The sequence below is a fragment of the Petralouisia sp. genome, from assembly GCF_056822245.1.
The window spans coordinates 1-14,527 of sequence record NZ_JBQIOP010000043.1 but is presented as its reverse complement, the minus strand read 5'-3'; the positions used below and the strand labels follow the sequence as shown (position 1 = coordinate 14,527).

Below are 14,527 nucleotides of genomic sequence, written 5' to 3'. Positions count from 1 at the left end.
GATGAAGGCGATTGGTACAAAATATAAACGGGAGATTCTTGTATTTCTTGCAACGGTTATTTTGGGCGTTGTGTTTACAGCGCTGAATCCCAATTTTCTCATGTGGAGAACCATGCTGACAATTTTTCAGCAGATGGTATTGAACGGTTTACTGGCAGTGGGAATTATGTTTGCTATTTTAACAGGAGGCATTGACCTTTCCATTGGATGTACATTTGCCATTGTGGGCATTGCTGTGGCCAACTGCTGTGTTAAAGGAATGAATCCGTTCCTGGCTATACTGGCAGGACTGCTGGTGGGGGTTGTCCTGGGGATGTTTAACGGATTTCTGGTTACGAATTTGAAGCTGCAGCCATTTATCGCCACTCTGGGCACCATGAGCTTGTACCGGGGCGTTGCCTATGTGGTAACCGGCGGCGCGCCTGTGACCAATGTGCCGGACAGCTTTCGGAATATTTTCAACGGGCAGCTTCCCGGCGGAATCCGCTATTATGTCATTGTGATGATTGCGGTCTTTGTCATTGCCCATATCATTTTGTCCAAAACAAGAACCGGAGATTATCTGTATGCAGTGGGCGGAAATGAAGAAGCGGCCAAGCTTTCCGGTGTAAATGTTGCCAAAACCAAATACATTGCTTATATTGTAAGCGGAGCATGTACGGCAGTGGCGGGCCTGGTGATGCTGGCAAGCCTTGGTTCTGCAGAAGCGACGGCAGGCATCGGCTATGAGACGAATGCCATTGCAGCGGCGGCAATCGGCGGCACATCCATGGCAGGCGGCCGGGGTACGGCCCTTGGAACCTTTTTCGGAGCCCTTTTGCTTGCGGTGCTGAAGGTAGGCATGGTAGTCATCAATGTGGACTCTTTCTGGCAGTATGTGGTGACAGGTCTTATCATTATTGCCGCATCTTACTTTGAGTTTATGAAAGGAGACATTGCAGCCTTCACTGCCCGTCACAAAAAAGAAAGGAGCATGTGATGCGAGAGAAAATAACAGTGATAGGAAGCCTGAATTATGACATTGTGTTAAAAATACCGAGACTGCCGGAATGCGGGGAAACGCTTCCTGCGGACAGCGCAGTATTCAGCCCGGGCGGCAAAGGAGCCAACCAGGCAGTCCAGGCGGCAAAGCTGGGGGTTCCTGTCCATATGGTTGGATGTGTGGGGGATGACGGCCACGGGCAGATTCTGCTGGAAGCGGCCCGCAGATACGGGGTGGATACAGAACATGTCCGCCGGTGCAAAGAACCTACCGGCATGGGAATTATAAATGCCATGGAGGATGGAAGCGTATTTGCCTGTATTGTCCGGGGCGCTAACTTTGCAGTGAAAAAAGAAGATATTGATCAGGCAAAAGAGATTCTGAAAGATACTTTCCTTGCCGTTCTTCAGATGGAAATACCTCAGGAAATCAATTGTTATGCCATTGAAAAAGCAAAGGAATGGGGCTGCAAAGTCCTTCTGAATGCGGCTCCGGCGGAAGAAATACCTCTGGACTATTTGAAGATGTGTGATATAATAGTGCTGAACGAGGTAGAAGCCGGGTTCTACCTGAAAACAGATGTAAAGAACGAGAAAGACGCAAGGAAGGGCGCAGCTTTGCTGGCAGAAACCTGCGGCTCAGATATTATTATAACTCTGGGGAAAACGGGGGCTGTTGTCTCAGAAGGCGGCAAAGTAACATTTATTCCCTCGCGCAAGGTGGAAGCCATAGAGACTACCGGCGCAGGCGACAGTTTTATCGGAGGCGTTGGTTACGCTTTAAAGAGCGGTAAGAGCCTGACAGACGCCTGCAGGTTTGCCACCTGCTGCAGCGCAGTTACAGTTTGCCGGATGGGCGCACAGGATGCCATGCCGTTTCTTGAGGAAGTTATGGAGCTGGAAAAACAGCGGTGAACATTTGTCTGAATGACGCGCAGGATTCCATGTCTTTTTGGCTATCGTTCCTTGCGGGAATAAAAAAAGAAAGGGATGGAACTTATGATACCTTATCAGAGAAGGACGCAGATGCTGCAGCTTCTGGAAAAAAATGAGGTGGTTTCCCTGGATGATTTCTGCAAAAAGCTGCAGGGCGTTTCAGAATCCACCGTGCGCAGAGATTTGAAAACACTGGAAGCGGAAGGGCAGATTGTCCTTCTCCGGGGGGGCGGCGCCCGTCTGAAAAAAGGTTCCTATGAAGTTCCCGTAAATTCCAAGTCTATCAAGAATGTGAACGAGAAAGAAAACATTGCAAGGTATGCGGCGGGACTGGTGAAAGACGGAGAATCCGTCTATCTGGATTCCGGAAGCACCGTGCTGCGGATGGTGAAATACCTGAAAAATAAAGACATTACAATTGTGACCACTAACGCTATGATTCTGCCGGAGCTGCAGGAGACGAAGCTGAAGTGTTTTCTGGCCGGCGGGGAAATCAATGTTTCCAGCGCCTCGATTCTGGGAACCAAGACAAACAGCGACCTGCAGCGGATGTATTTTGACAAGGCCTTTCTGGGGGCCAACGGTTTTTCCGACAAGGCGGGCATCAGCACGCCGGATCTTCGGGAAGCGGAAAAGAAACAGATTGTCTGCAGGAACTCCACCAAAGCCTATGTATTGCTGGACAGCAGCAAAAGCGGGAAAAATACGCTGAGTAAGGTGTTTGAACTGGGAGAGGTTACGATTATCTCAGATAAAGAGACAGATATGCTGCTGGCCAGCGGGAATTATATTGTGGCAAAGTAAATGAAGCTGTTCCCTGCGCCGGCAAGAGATGTGGGAGTTATCTCCTTTTCTGGAATTGCATACCCGCATGAAACATGTAAATCGGAATTTGAAAGAGAATTGCTCAAACTTTCCTTATTTTTAAGGCTTTGTAGTACCTAGAACCTTACGTTATGTATCATTTTCCCTTGTTTTTGCCCTTGCTGGGTATTTACAAGGGAAAACTCTTTTGCGGATTGTTAATCACTACCCACTACCTTATCAAGAAGTTTAGCAGAATTACGTTTTGCCTCTCTGTCAGCATGGGCATATACGTTCATGGTAATGCTGATGTCAGAATGTCCTAATAATTCCTGTACGTCTTTCGGCTGTGCCCCATTAGCAAGCAGATTAGAAGTATAGGTGTGCCGTTACGGTATAATAACGACAAACGGAAAAAGCCTTTATTTTCAAGGGGTTTGAGCGTTTGCCGTCATTTATTCAATTCCTTTTCCAAGTTGAAATGTGACGAGAAAATTATCGAATAAAGGAGGCTGTTTCATTACCGACAAAATTTAATAGTGCCAGCGGTCCGGTGTATTGCCTGGCCGCTGATTGCCGTGGGCGTTTCACTTTAACAGGTGGGCGCTCTTTTTTCATACCCATTTTCAGAAGAAAGGAGATTCACATGGAACTGAACGAAATGGAAAAACGGATGCTATATCAGACAGAAGGCTGTGAACGGTATGCCGTTATCAATGAGCTTTCTATGGCTTCACAGTATGCCGGTGATCCGGCGCGGAGGAAGGCGGCAAAGAACCTTATGGAAAAGTTGCTCCCCTTGTCAGATGCCGAGTGCATGGATCTGGTGAGGGATATTCAGAAAAATTACCGGCTTCCGCAGGCAGGACGCACTATCGGGGAGCTGATCGCAGAGGCCAGGCAGAAATCCGGCGCCGAGAAATTGAAGGGGCATGACATCATGGCGCTGGAACGGTTTGACCCGGAGGTTCGGCACATGATCGTCTTTGATGTGCTCTCTTATGATGCCCCTGTGGGTGACAAGGGCGATAAGATGCGCCTGTTCCTTACGGATGCCGGCTATCAGAAATTCTTAGACAGCCAGGAACGGGGCGAAGTGAAACTGAAAAACCATGCAAAGGTCTCAGGCGGGCATCTTCACTATGACCGCAGGGACCGTGCCTTGTAATGGAATAACCGGAGAAAGGAGGCTGTGAAATGGCTGTATTCCGGGTAGAAAAAACGAAGGACTTCACGATCATGTGCAACCACCATCTGCGCAATAGGTCACTGTCCTTAAAGGCAAAGGGGCTTCTCTCCCTCATGCTGTCGCTGCCGGAAGATTGGGACTATACCACAAAGGGGCTCGCCCATATCTGTAAGGACGGTGTAGATTCAATTACTACCGCCCTGAAAGAACTGGAGCGGCACGGGTATCTCACCAGGCAGCGCCTCCGCTATGAGAATGGGCAGCTCGGAGACATTGAGTATACAATTCATGAAAAGCCTGTAAGCGCCGAAAAACAGGAGGATTCACCTAAACGGGAAAATCCAAGACAGGTAAATCCAAGACAGGTAAACCCAAGACAGGCAAAACCTGAACAGGCTGAACCTGGACAGGAAAATCCCGCACAATTAAATACTAATCCATTAAAAATTAAAAAATCAAAAACGGATATATCAAGGACCCATCAATCAATCTATCCGGCAGAGCCGGAGGCGGCACACCGCCCGGATGGGATGGATCGGATTGAACTGATAGACGCTTATCGTGAAATCCTAAAAGAAAATATCGAGTATGACTGTATGGTTTCCCGGTATGGGAAAGAACGTTTGGACGAGACTATGGAGCTTATGCTTGAAGTGGTCTTGTCAAAACGCCCCTTTATCCGTATCGCCGGGGATGATTTCCCCAGGGAGGTGGTAAAGGGCCGTTTCCTGAAGATCAATTCCGGCCACTTGGAGTATGTCTTTGACTGTATCGACAGGAACACCACGAGAGTCGGGAATATCAAGGCATACCTGCTGGCAGCGTTGTATAATGCCCCGGCAACAATGGACAGTTATTACCGTGCCGAGGTCAACCATGACCTGTACGGCTGTTAGGCGCCTTCGGGTGCTTTTTTTCATCACAGAAAGGAGGCGGGCACGATGAAAAGAAATGCTGCGCCGGCACTATGCCCGGCGTAACCAAAGAGCAGATTCAGGCGGCGCGGGAAGCGGATCTGTTCGCATACCTGCAGTTCCATGAACCTGGGGTGCTGAAACGGGACGGACCCAATTACCGGCACAAGGAACATGACAGCCTGGTCTATGTGACCGGGAAAAGGTATTGGTACTGGAACAGCCGGGGGCGGAGTATCAACGCTCTGGATTATCTGATCCAGATTCGGGGCTATGGGCTGGTGGATGCGGTCCATACGCTGGTCGGCGGGGAAATCCAGCAGATGCCGGCCTATCGGAGTGCAACAGTAACAGCCCATGTGCAGAAAGAACCGGAGAAGAAAACATTTTCCCTCCCTTGGGCCAGACAGTGCGCTGCTTCCGCGGTTTCTTATTTGCAGCAACGCGGGATCAGCTCTGATATTATCAGCCGATGTTTCCGGGAGAGGCTGTTCTATGAGGCTCGGTATCATGGAGAGCCGGTCTGTGTGTTTGTGGGAAAGGATGAAGCCGACAAAGCAAAGTTTGCCTGTATGCGGAGCATTACCGGCAGTCTTAGAAAAGATGTCTACGGCAGCGACAAGGAATACAGCTTCTGCTATCCACCGAGAAATCCGGGCAGCCGCCATGTGGCGGTCTTTGAGGCGCCCATTGACGCCCTCTCCCATGCCACGCTGCAGGAATTAGAAGGCTGGAAATGGGACGGCTACCGGCTGTCTTTGGGCGGAACTTCCCATGTGGCACTGACCGCATTTTTGAAACGCCACCCGGAAATCCGGCGTGTCAATCTCTACATGGACAATGACCTCGGCGGCCTTAAAAATGCCAGGAAGATTCAGGTAATGCTCCATGAAGATCAGCGGTTCAAACATATCCGAGTAGGCGTCAACCCGCCCCGCACAGGGAAGGACTACAACGAAATGCTGCTCCATGTCATAGCGCAGGATAAAGACCGCCAACGACAAAGCCGCCATAGACAGGCGGCAATTTCTATTTAAGGAGGATTTTAGAAATGATGAAAACAGAGAATACCGTCTTACAGATGATCGCCGAAGCTGCCCGGTGCCCGGACTATGGCCCCGACATGGTTAAGGCGCTGATGAAAAAACTGGATATGAACGAGAAAGGCTTTGCACTTCTGATGAATGTCGCCCCTTCCACAATCCGGCTCTGGACCAGCGGCGCCGCGCAGCCAAGCGGAACGGCCAGGCGGCTCATGCAGATTTACGAGACCGGGCCGGAGATCATCGGCAAGATTGCCGGAGGGCAGCCGCCGGCAGATGGGAGGAATCTATAAATGGCACCAGGCACTATGAAAGATGATGCACTTCCGCAGATTCACTTAGTCCGAGATACGGATTTAGGCATATTTGCCTATGAACTTCATATCCTGGCCGGGGATTTTCTACGGGAAAGTGAATTCAATCTACGCTCACTGGCAGCCAACACTGGGCCGGATTCTATCGCTATCATGGGGAAAAAACATATGTGGCTCTCGGATGCGCTGCTTGCCTACTGTCCTTCGGCGGAGCTTTACCGGATGGCCACCATGACAGAATACCCCGCTGCCAGAGCTTTCCTGTTCCACACGGAACGAAGGGAGGACGGGCGCCCATATGGGGATGTCCTGATGATGGATCTTGACACGCTGCGGCAGGACATAGAAAGAAATACCCTCTACCCTTACGGCGTCAGCATGGAATACCGGGACGGCACGAAGGCGGAGGCCGGCATTGAAAAATGGGAGGCAATGGAACTGTGCGAAAAGGACGCCCTGAAAAACTGGCGCTACCTCTATGCGCCGGAGCAGGTGACGGAATGGCAGTACCGCTATTCTAACCGGTTCAGCCAATGGAAGGAGCAGGCATTTTCCTATATGCCCCAGGATTTGGAGGAACACCTGAATGTGGAATACATGACCGACGCACAGAATCCCGATACGGATATGTACCGCATACCCCTGGGGACAGCCAAACAGATGCTACTTTATGATGAAGCGCCGGTCTACCGCCTTCTTCCCTCCGGCCCGGAAAAGATACCCCCTATTGCGGCTGTCCGGGCGGGCCTGTGGTACGAGCATTACCGGGAATTTGCCGTTACCCCGGAAGATTTAGGCGCGCTGGACCGGCTGGTCCTCCGGGAGACGGATCGGCTCATGGGAATACACGCACAACTTAATAAAACACAGGAACGCCACCCTTCCCCGGAGCGGTGATTTTTATGACAGACTGGAGGTGATAAGGATTGGCAGATAACAACATACAGCATGAAGATTTCGGGGAAAAGATCGGCGGCGCCAAAAAAGACTTGTGGAAGGACCGGGGGCTCAACGTGAACGATCTGGATGCCATGAACGAACGTGAGTCCGAGAAATTCGTAAAAAAGGATAATATCTGGAAGAAACCAGATTATACGGCCATGCTTGATGATGGGATTCCCCTTGGGGTGGTCTATTTTATCAAAAAGGCGCGGGACGGTCTGAACGCCTCCCCGCAGTATTACCACAGGGACGACACGCCGGAGAAGCGCCTTGCAAGGCAGAAAGAATATATCCAGACGGTACGGGAGCTGCAAAGCGCAGTCTCGGAGGTCCGCACCGTGGAGGACGCCATGAAAGCCTATGACCGTTTCTTTGTGGAAAACGGATATTTGGAGCAGGTGCAGGGCTGGGGCGGCGGCGTCCATTACCAGGCTACAGAGAAGGGGCGGGAGAACCCGGCCATTACAAACAAGCTGTCCAATGCCCTGATGGTTCACTCTGCCGCGCATTTTGAGCGGAACTTCACACAGAAAGCGCAGAAAGAGCAGTTTGGCGTCTCCAAAGACCAGAAAGTGCCGAAGGGCTATGCGATCCATTTCAACGATGGGAAGAATACCTATTCCAAAAATAATGACTGGAAATCTGATACCTACTATGTGACGAAGGGCTATTCCATCGTAAAGACAAATTTTGAGTCGCGTGATGCCGCCCTGAAATGGGTGCAGGAGTTGGCGAAAGGCCGCAGTAAAAGCGGAAAGACGCGGTTTGTGCCTCCGCAGCTATCCCATGTGCGGCGGACCGGACCGAATTACAGAAATGGTGTGGAGATTACCGGGCAGCATTACCTTGATACCTTTGGATTCCGCGGCGGTGAATTTGGGAACTGGATGAACCAGAATGACCGGCAGGTTTCCCTCAATATGGGGTTTGAAGCGCTCAAAGATTTGGCGGCTGCCCTGCAGGTCAGCGACAAAGACATTGCCTATCAGGGAACGCTTGCGATCGCTTTCGGCGCCAGGGGCAGCGGCAATGCGGCGGCTCATTATGAGCCTTTGCGCAAAGTCATCAATCTTACGAAGATGCACGGGGCCGGTTCCCTGGCACATGAATGGTGGCATGGACTTGACGATTACCTTGGCGTAAAAATAGGTGCCAAGGGTTTTCTCTCTGAACAACCCCGCCTCTATGCCCCATTCCAGAAGCTGATTGAAACCATGAAATATAAGCCGGAGACACCGGAGCAGGCGGCAGCCCGTACCGAAGTACAGACGGAACGCACCCGGAAAAATGCGGCAAGCTGGCTGGATTCTGCGGTGCTCGGTTCCCTGAAACGGCACGGTAATGAGGAACAGATGGAAACATACGCAGTTCTTAGGGAGGCTTTTTTGTCCGGCGAGGACGGCTCCGTGGAACAGATCAGCGCTTTTAAGAAATCTGTCACCGGGCGGGTGATCCCCAAGAGTGAGCGGGAAAGGCTGGAAATATTCGAGCACATGCTGTCCGGGATGCAGGCACAGGAGTCACCGCAGATTGGGCGGGTGGAAACCGATTTCTACCGGAATTCCGTGCGCATGGGTAAGGAATGTGAAAAGGACGGCGGTTATTGGGACAGCAACACGGAAATGACCGCCAGGGCCTTTGCCTGTTACATCAAGGATAAGCTGCCTTATCAATCAGATTATCTGGCAGGCCATGCGGACTGTGCCGTCACCTTTGCAACTGATAAAGATGGAAAAATGGAGGTTTTGAAAGCCTATCCGGAAGGTGAGGAACGGAAGGCCATCAATGCGGTATTTGACGAGATCATGGCAGACCTGAAAAGGGAGCAGATACTAACCCATTCGGACGAAACACTGCCCCTACCAACACGGTCACTGGCGGAGAATGAGCAGATTTCCATATTTACGGCAGAAAGGCCTTCGGTCATGGCGCAGCTTACAGCGGCGAAACCGGCAGAAAAGACCACCCCGGCACAGGCGGTTCCGAAAAAGAGCCATGCGCCGGAGATTTAAGGAGGTGTGAAAGAGTTTGGAAGAAAATAAAGATTACCGTGTCCATCGTTCCGGGGACCTGTCGGAAGGCTACAAGCTACAGGTGGAACATACGGTATCATGTGAGAACATAGATATTTCACCGTTTATTGCACAAGGGGCAGAAACCATACAGGCCATGCGCCAGGACAGCATTGAAGGAGAAAAGAAAGCCTATGACATCGTAGTGGCTGCAGCAAAGCAATGGGAACAGCAGGCGGCGGCCACGCAGCGGCTTGACCGGGCGCTGGCATACTTACGCACCCCGGAGGTCAAGCATACAGGGAACAGGTGGCAGCCTTATTCTAAAGACAGTGACCTAGAGGAAATCAGCAACCGGGTCTATAAGATGTTCTGCCGGATCAGGGAAGATACCAAATATGACAGACAGATGAAGCAGAGCATCCCGGTTGCCTGGTATGTGACATGGGATCTATATCTCAATTCGCCCAGGGAAGGCTACAACATCCACCTTGCAGGGCAGGACAGGAAACGCTATACGGACAAAGCTGCTGCCGTGAAGTATCTAGACGGGCGGAAAAAAGCCTATTCCCATCTGTTTGCAGAGATTTCACCGCCTGTTCCCAAAGAGCATGAGAACTGTTTTACGGTCAATGGCGTGCTTCTCCCCGGATATAGGATTGAGGGCCGGGAGCAGGAAAAGGCCTCCGTGCTGGAAAAGCTGTCTGCGGTGAAGGTACAGAAAAAGGCAGGGAAAGAACCGAAAGCCGCAAATAAAAAGAAGGAGGACATACAGATTTGAAAGTGTTAATGATAGAGCCGGGGAAAACGCCTTATGAGGCCGAGCTTGACGGGAGCCTTGAATCTATGCAGGAGGCAGTCGGGGGAGGCATAGAGGGCTATTACCCTTATGCGGAGCCTGTTGCGATTGTCTGCAATGATGAAGGAAAAATAAACGGGCTGCCCCTGAACCGGGCAATTTATAATGAGGACGGTGAGATGATCGAGATCATGGCTGGTACTTTTTTCATGGCCGGTCTCGGTGAGGAAAGTTTTGCCGATCTTCCCGATTACTTTATGGAGCAGTATAAGGAACAGTTCAAATACCCGGAAAAATTTTACCGGCTGGCGGGTGAGATTGTTGCGGTGAAGCAACCCCTCCCGCCGGAGGAAAAGCAGCAGCCAGCCACTGTTATGGAGGAACCGGATGGGGATGATATAAGGCTTGACGAATCCACGGATTTGGCTTTCGATCTGGATGAATTTTTCAGGCAGAACAACGGGGCTTACGCAGACCTGTACCCGGATTCCCATGTAGAGAAGGAGCGCATGGCGGACGAGCTGCTTTCAGGAGATACCGGAAAAATCCGCATGAGGCTGGCGGCATTTGAGCGTGAGGAACACATGGAGGGAGAAGCGGCGCCGCTTTTAGCGCGTATTTCTTCCTATGAAAAAGAGTATGGGATCAGCACATATTCCATTTACCAGCTTGACTTATCGGACAATACAGATAATCTCCGTTTTATGTCTTTGGATTGGGTGCAGGGCAAAGGGCTTTCCGTGGACCGGGATAATTACCAGATGGTCTATGCAAGGCAGCGGGAACCAGGCGAAACACTGGAGGATATTTACAGGCGGTTCAATATCGACCACCCGAAAGATTTCAGGGGCCATTCCCTTTCTGTTTCCGATGTGCTGGTCCTGCATGAGAAAGGTACAGACACCGCCTATTATGTGGACAGTATCGGCTTTCAGGAGCTGCAGGGTTTCTTCGGCGCAGGAGTGCCGGAGGCAAAACGGGATATTTCGGTACGGGAACAGCTTGACAATGCAAGGAAACAGACAGCGCAGGCAGAGCCGAAAGTACCGGATAAAAAGGCCAGGGAGCCGGAAAGGAGCTGATGATTTATGCTGATGGCAGTGGAAGGCCCTTATGCGCTGATGGTGCAGCCGGACGATATTTTAATCTCTCCCCGTGAGGTAGACGAACATTTTGGGACAATGGCCTGCTTCCATCCCCGCTATGCGCTGGGAGACAGCCACAATTACATGGATAAAGACGATTTTCTTCGGGAGATGTACTTAGATACTGTGGGGCATGATGAAGCGGGCATGAAACGGTATGAACACATGGTAAACGTTGTGAGCAGCCGGTTCCGGCACGGGCCAAAGACGGAGGAACGGGCGGTTGATGACGCCATGCTGAAGGTGATCTCCGAAAAATACATTACGCTGCCTCTTTATCTGATGGACCACAGCGGCCTTGCTATGAATACCACAAGTTTCAATGATCCCTGGGACAGCGGGCAGGTGGGCTGGATATATGTCTCGAAAGAGGACGCATTAAAAGAATTTGACGGTGAAAAAATGACCGGCTCTATTCGGAAAAAGGCGGAGGATCTGATGCGCAGCGAAGTCGCGGCTTATGATTCCTACCTGCGGGGCGAGTGCTACGGATTTGAGCTTTACAAAAACGGTGAGCTCATGGATAGCTGCTGGGGCTTCATGGGCGACTTGGCTGATGTCTGTAAAGATATGGCTGAATATCTCCCGGAAGGCTGTAAGGATATGGCAACGCGCCTGGAGGAACAGAATCACCCGGCGACTATCATTAAGACGCTCCTGAAACACGCAAAAATCCAGGTGGACCAGGCGGCAAAAGCCTTTGAGCACGCCCCGCGCCAGCAGGTGATCGGGGATGCCCGTTAAACAGTTATTTCCTATTTATAATTGCAGATTTTATCAGGAAGGAGGATGTTCATGCAGGAAGATTTGGAACAGCGGACCGTATCGGTCTCCATTCAGGCGGCAAAGCTGTCCGGGCGGGTGCTGCGTGCTGCGATTGCCGCGGTGCTCCGTAAGATGGAGCAGGAACGCACTACCCCGAAAGTCGGCAGGAACAGCATGAAACGGCTGACCTGTAAGGACCCCGGAGCTAACACCATTGAAGTCTCCGGCAGAATCCGCTCCTTTGAGCGGTACGCCAGGAAACACCAGGTCCGCTACCATATTGAAAAGGAGTTGGGGATCCATCCCCCGAAATGGACGGTCTATTTCAAGGCGAACCAGGCGGACGCGCTGACTGCGGCTTTTAAGGAGTACACGCAGAAAGACCTTGCCCGTAGCGCCAGGCCGTCGCTTCTTTCACAGCTTCATAAGTTCAAGGAGCTGGCCCAGGCGCTTGGCCGTGACCGGGTAAAGAACAAGGAACACGGAGGGCCGGAACGATGAAGATAGATACCGATGCCCTGAAAAAGCAGGTGATCCTTCATCTGCCCTATCTTCTGTTCCTTCTGGTATTTGCGAAGCTGGGCGAGGCGGTGCGCCTTGCCCCTGGTGCGGACGCCTCACAGAAATTGTTAGGGATTGCCGATGGTTTTACGCTTGCCTTTCAGAGCATGTGGCCGGGTGCCGCGCTGGACTGGCTGGTGGGATTATGCGGTGCGGTGATCGTGCGGCTGGCTGTCTATTTCAAAGGAAAGGATGCAAAAAAGTACCGCAAAAATGTGGAGTACGGGAGCGCCCGGTGGGGTAACAAAACAGATATTGCCCCTTTTATGGACCCGAAACCGGAAAACAACATTATCCTGACGCAGACCGAGGGGCTTATGATGTCCGGCAGACCGAAAAATCCCGCCCATGCCCGCAATAAAAATGTACTGGTAGTCGGTGGTTCCGGCTCTGGTAAGACGAGATTTTTTATAAAACCCAACTTAATGCAGCTCCATAGTTCGTATGTTGTCACCGATCCAAAAGGTACGGTCCTGATCGAAGTAGGAAAGCTGCTAAGCCGTGGCACGCCGAAACTGGATAAGGACGGGAAACCGGTCAAGGGGAAGGATGGGAAAACCGTGTATGAGCCTTATAAGATCAAGGTGTTCAATACGATCAATTTCTCAAAAAGTATGCACTATAACCCCTTTGCCTATATCCACAACGAAAAGGATATCCTGAAACTGGTAACGGTGCTGATCGCAAATACCAAAGGGGAAGGAAAATCCGGTGACGACTTCTGGGTCAAGGCCGAGACTCTGCTGTATACGGCATTGATTGGCTATATTTATTATGAGGCTCCGACAAACGAGCAGAACTTTTCTACTCTGGTAGAAATGATAAATGCTATGGAGGTCCGTGAGGATGACGAGAGCTTTAAGAACGCCGTTGACCTGCTTTTTGACGCACTGGAGCAAAAGGACCCGGACCACTTTGCCTTGCGGCAGTATAAAAAATATAAATTGGCGGCGGGCAAGACGGCAAAATCCATCCTTATTTCCTGCGGCGCCAGATTAGCGCCGTTTGATATTAAGGAAGTCCGGGAAATCACCATGTATGACGAGCTGGAGCTTGACCTGGTCGGGGACAGGAAAACGGCGCTGTTCTTTATTATCAGCGATACGGATGCGACCTTCAATTTCCTTGTCAGCATGGCCTATACACAGTTGTTCAATCTGCTGTGTGAGCGTGCCGATGACAAGTACGGCGGCAGGCTGCCGGTACATGTGCGGTGCCTGATTGACGAGGCCGCCAATATCGGGCAGATTCCAAACCTGGAAAAGCTGATGGCGACGATCCGTTCCAGGGAGATTTCTGCCTGTCTGGTTTTGCAGGCGCAGAGCCAGTTAAAGGCGCTTTATAAGGACAACATGGACACCATCATTGGCAACTGCGACGCTTCCCTTTTCCTGGGAGGCAAGGAGGAAACCACGTTGAAAAGCTGGAACTCCCTGCTGGGAAAAGAGACCATCGACATGTATAACACCAGCGTCACCAAAGGCACACAGGAATCCCACGGACAAAATTTCCAAAAGTTAGGAAAGGATTTAATGTCGGTGGACGAGCTGGCCGTCATGGACGGTGGGAAATGCCTCCTGCAGATCAGGGGCGTCCGGCCTTTCCTCTCCCGCAAGTACGATATTACCAGACACCCGAACTATAAATATCTGTCGGATTATGCCCCGAAAAATGCCTTTGACATTGAAAAATTCCTGTCAACCAGGCTGCCGGTCCGTCCCGGTGAGCTGTACCGTAATTATGAGGTCACGGCGGAGGATTTGGAGGCACCGGCCGTATGATGATGTAGCTGCTTGTTAAAGTTTCTGACTTTGACGGGCTTTTTCTTTTCACCGGAAGGAGGTTCTTTTGAGGATTCGCGCTCCTCCCCTGACAACTGAATACTTTTTCAGGTATATCCTGGACCATGCCGCCCCTGTGCTTGATGTAAATTTTCTTAAAGCACAGGGGCGTTTTTTCGTTTCTGGCCTGAAACGGCCACACCACAAAAACATGATTTCTTAAATTAAAGGAGGAAACTTTATGGCTTTTTTTGCAAGTGCGATTGATACCCTGAAAATCCTGGTTATAGCTCTGGGCGCCGGCCTCGGCGCATGGGGCGTCATCAACCTTCTGGAAGGTT

At 51.1% G+C, this 14,527-nt stretch carries 15 protein-coding genes and 1 pseudogene; 15 read left to right on the top strand and 1 reads right to left on the bottom strand.

Going from position 1 to position 14,527, the window contains the following annotated elements:
* Position 1 precedes the first annotated feature (1 nt).
* From ACTO17_RS15115 to ACTO17_RS15105, 3 genes are all read left to right on the top strand, one after another.
* A complete protein-coding gene (locus ACTO17_RS15115) occupies positions 2-979 on the top strand; it encodes an ABC transporter permease (protein ID WP_172535420.1) in 978 nt (325 codons plus the stop codon).
* Positions 979-1,896 carry a ribokinase gene (locus ACTO17_RS15110; protein WP_172535421.1) on the top strand — a complete coding sequence of 306 codons (918 nt, stop codon included), beginning with the start codon at positions 979-981 and terminating at the stop codon, positions 1,894-1,896. The genes ACTO17_RS15115 and ACTO17_RS15110 overlap by 1 nt, the downstream gene beginning before the upstream one ends.
* Positions 1,897-1,980: 84 nt before the next feature.
* A complete protein-coding gene (locus ACTO17_RS15105) occupies positions 1,981-2,721 on the top strand; it encodes a DeoR/GlpR family DNA-binding transcription regulator (RefSeq protein WP_172535422.1) in 741 nt (246 codons plus the stop codon).
* 218 nt (positions 2,722-2,939) lie between these two features.
* On the opposite strand, the pseudogene ACTO17_RS15100 reads toward ACTO17_RS15105, so the two are convergent.
* A pseudogene (locus tag ACTO17_RS15100) lies at positions 2,940-3,110 on the bottom strand (tyrosine-type recombinase/integrase); the annotation flags it as partial.
* 257 nt (positions 3,111-3,367) lie between these two features.
* Between ACTO17_RS15100 and ACTO17_RS15095 the strand changes: the two are divergent.
* The 12 genes from ACTO17_RS15095 to ACTO17_RS15040 form a co-directional block, all read left to right on the top strand.
* Positions 3,368-3,889 carry a DUF5720 family protein gene (locus tag ACTO17_RS15095; protein ID WP_369882824.1) on the top strand — a complete coding sequence of 174 codons (522 nt, stop codon included), beginning with the start codon at positions 3,368-3,370 and terminating at the stop codon, positions 3,887-3,889.
* A gap of 29 nt (positions 3,890-3,918) precedes the next feature.
* Positions 3,919-4,806: a DUF6017 domain-containing protein gene (locus ACTO17_RS15090; protein ID WP_285825906.1), complete on the top strand. Its 888-nt coding sequence runs from the start codon at positions 3,919-3,921 to the stop codon at positions 4,804-4,806.
* A 71-nt stretch (positions 4,807-4,877) separates the two neighbouring features.
* Positions 4,878-5,861: a toprim domain-containing protein gene (locus ACTO17_RS15085; RefSeq protein WP_369882823.1), complete on the top strand. Its 984-nt coding sequence runs from the start codon at positions 4,878-4,880 to the stop codon at positions 5,859-5,861.
* 14 nt (positions 5,862-5,875) lie between these two features.
* Positions 5,876-6,160 (top strand): helix-turn-helix domain-containing protein, encoded by a 285-nt coding sequence (locus ACTO17_RS15080; protein ID WP_285825904.1) that lies wholly within the window; start codon positions 5,876-5,878, stop codon positions 6,158-6,160.
* Positions 6,161-7,078, top strand: a complete 918-nt coding sequence (locus ACTO17_RS15075) for a hypothetical protein (RefSeq protein ID WP_482558512.1) — start codon at positions 6,161-6,163, stop codon at positions 7,076-7,078.
* 29 nt (positions 7,079-7,107) lie between these two features.
* The gene (locus ACTO17_RS15070; protein WP_482558511.1) at positions 7,108-9,135 is read left to right on the top strand and encodes an LPD1 domain-containing protein; all 2,028 of its coding nucleotides are present in this window, start codon (positions 7,108-7,110) and stop codon (positions 9,133-9,135) included.
* Positions 9,136-9,151: 16 nt separating this feature from the next.
* A complete protein-coding gene (locus tag ACTO17_RS15065; protein ID WP_482558510.1) occupies positions 9,152-9,916 on the top strand; it encodes a hypothetical protein in 765 nt (254 codons plus the stop codon).
* A 2-nt stretch (positions 9,917-9,918) separates the two neighbouring features.
* Positions 9,919-11,016, top strand: coding sequence for a DUF3846 domain-containing protein (locus ACTO17_RS15060; protein ID WP_482558525.1), 1,098 nt, complete (start codon positions 9,919-9,921; stop codon positions 11,014-11,016).
* Positions 11,017-11,022: 6 nt separating this feature from the next.
* The gene (locus ACTO17_RS15055; protein WP_369882818.1) at positions 11,023-11,823 is read left to right on the top strand and encodes a hypothetical protein; all 801 of its coding nucleotides are present in this window, start codon (positions 11,023-11,025) and stop codon (positions 11,821-11,823) included.
* A 51-nt stretch (positions 11,824-11,874) separates the two neighbouring features.
* Positions 11,875-12,345 carry a PcfB family protein gene (locus ACTO17_RS15050; protein WP_369882817.1) on the top strand — a complete coding sequence of 157 codons (471 nt, stop codon included), beginning with the start codon at positions 11,875-11,877 and terminating at the stop codon, positions 12,343-12,345.
* Complete coding sequence (locus ACTO17_RS15045; protein WP_482558509.1) at positions 12,342-14,186, top strand: VirD4-like conjugal transfer protein, CD1115 family; 1,845 nt, start codon at positions 12,342-12,344, stop codon at positions 14,184-14,186. The genes ACTO17_RS15050 and ACTO17_RS15045 overlap by 4 nt, the downstream gene beginning before the upstream one ends.
* Positions 14,187-14,427: 241 nt before the next feature.
* Positions 14,428-14,527, top strand: a 100-nt coding sequence (locus ACTO17_RS15040; RefSeq protein WP_482558524.1) for a Maff2 family mobile element protein, incomplete at its 3' end; no start/stop codon positions are given.

What these genes read in the sequence shown, in the direction of transcription:
- ACTO17_RS15115 (WP_172535420.1), top strand. Translation starts at nt 2, where the DNA reads ATGAAGGCGATTGGTACAAAATATAAACGGGAGATTCTTGTATTTCTT.
- ACTO17_RS15110 (WP_172535421.1), top strand. Translation starts at nt 979, where the DNA reads ATGCGAGAGAAAATAACAGTGATAGGAAGCCTGAATTATGACATTGTG.
- ACTO17_RS15105 (WP_172535422.1), top strand. Translation starts at nt 1,981, where the DNA reads ATGATACCTTATCAGAGAAGGACGCAGATGCTGCAGCTTCTGGAAAAA.
- ACTO17_RS15095 (WP_369882824.1), top strand. Translation starts at nt 3,368, where the DNA reads ATGGAACTGAACGAAATGGAAAAACGGATGCTATATCAGACAGAAGGC.
- ACTO17_RS15090 (WP_285825906.1), top strand. Translation starts at nt 3,919, where the DNA reads ATGGCTGTATTCCGGGTAGAAAAAACGAAGGACTTCACGATCATGTGC.
- ACTO17_RS15085 (WP_369882823.1), top strand. Translation starts at nt 4,878, where the DNA reads ATGCCCGGCGTAACCAAAGAGCAGATTCAGGCGGCGCGGGAAGCGGAT.
- ACTO17_RS15080 (WP_285825904.1), top strand. Translation starts at nt 5,876, where the DNA reads ATGATGAAAACAGAGAATACCGTCTTACAGATGATCGCCGAAGCTGCC.
- ACTO17_RS15075 (WP_482558512.1), top strand. Translation starts at nt 6,161, where the DNA reads ATGGCACCAGGCACTATGAAAGATGATGCACTTCCGCAGATTCACTTA.
- ACTO17_RS15055 (WP_369882818.1), top strand. Translation starts at nt 11,023, where the DNA reads ATGCTGATGGCAGTGGAAGGCCCTTATGCGCTGATGGTGCAGCCGGAC.
- ACTO17_RS15050 (WP_369882817.1), top strand. Translation starts at nt 11,875, where the DNA reads ATGCAGGAAGATTTGGAACAGCGGACCGTATCGGTCTCCATTCAGGCG.
- ACTO17_RS15045 (WP_482558509.1), top strand. Translation starts at nt 12,342, where the DNA reads ATGAAGATAGATACCGATGCCCTGAAAAAGCAGGTGATCCTTCATCTG.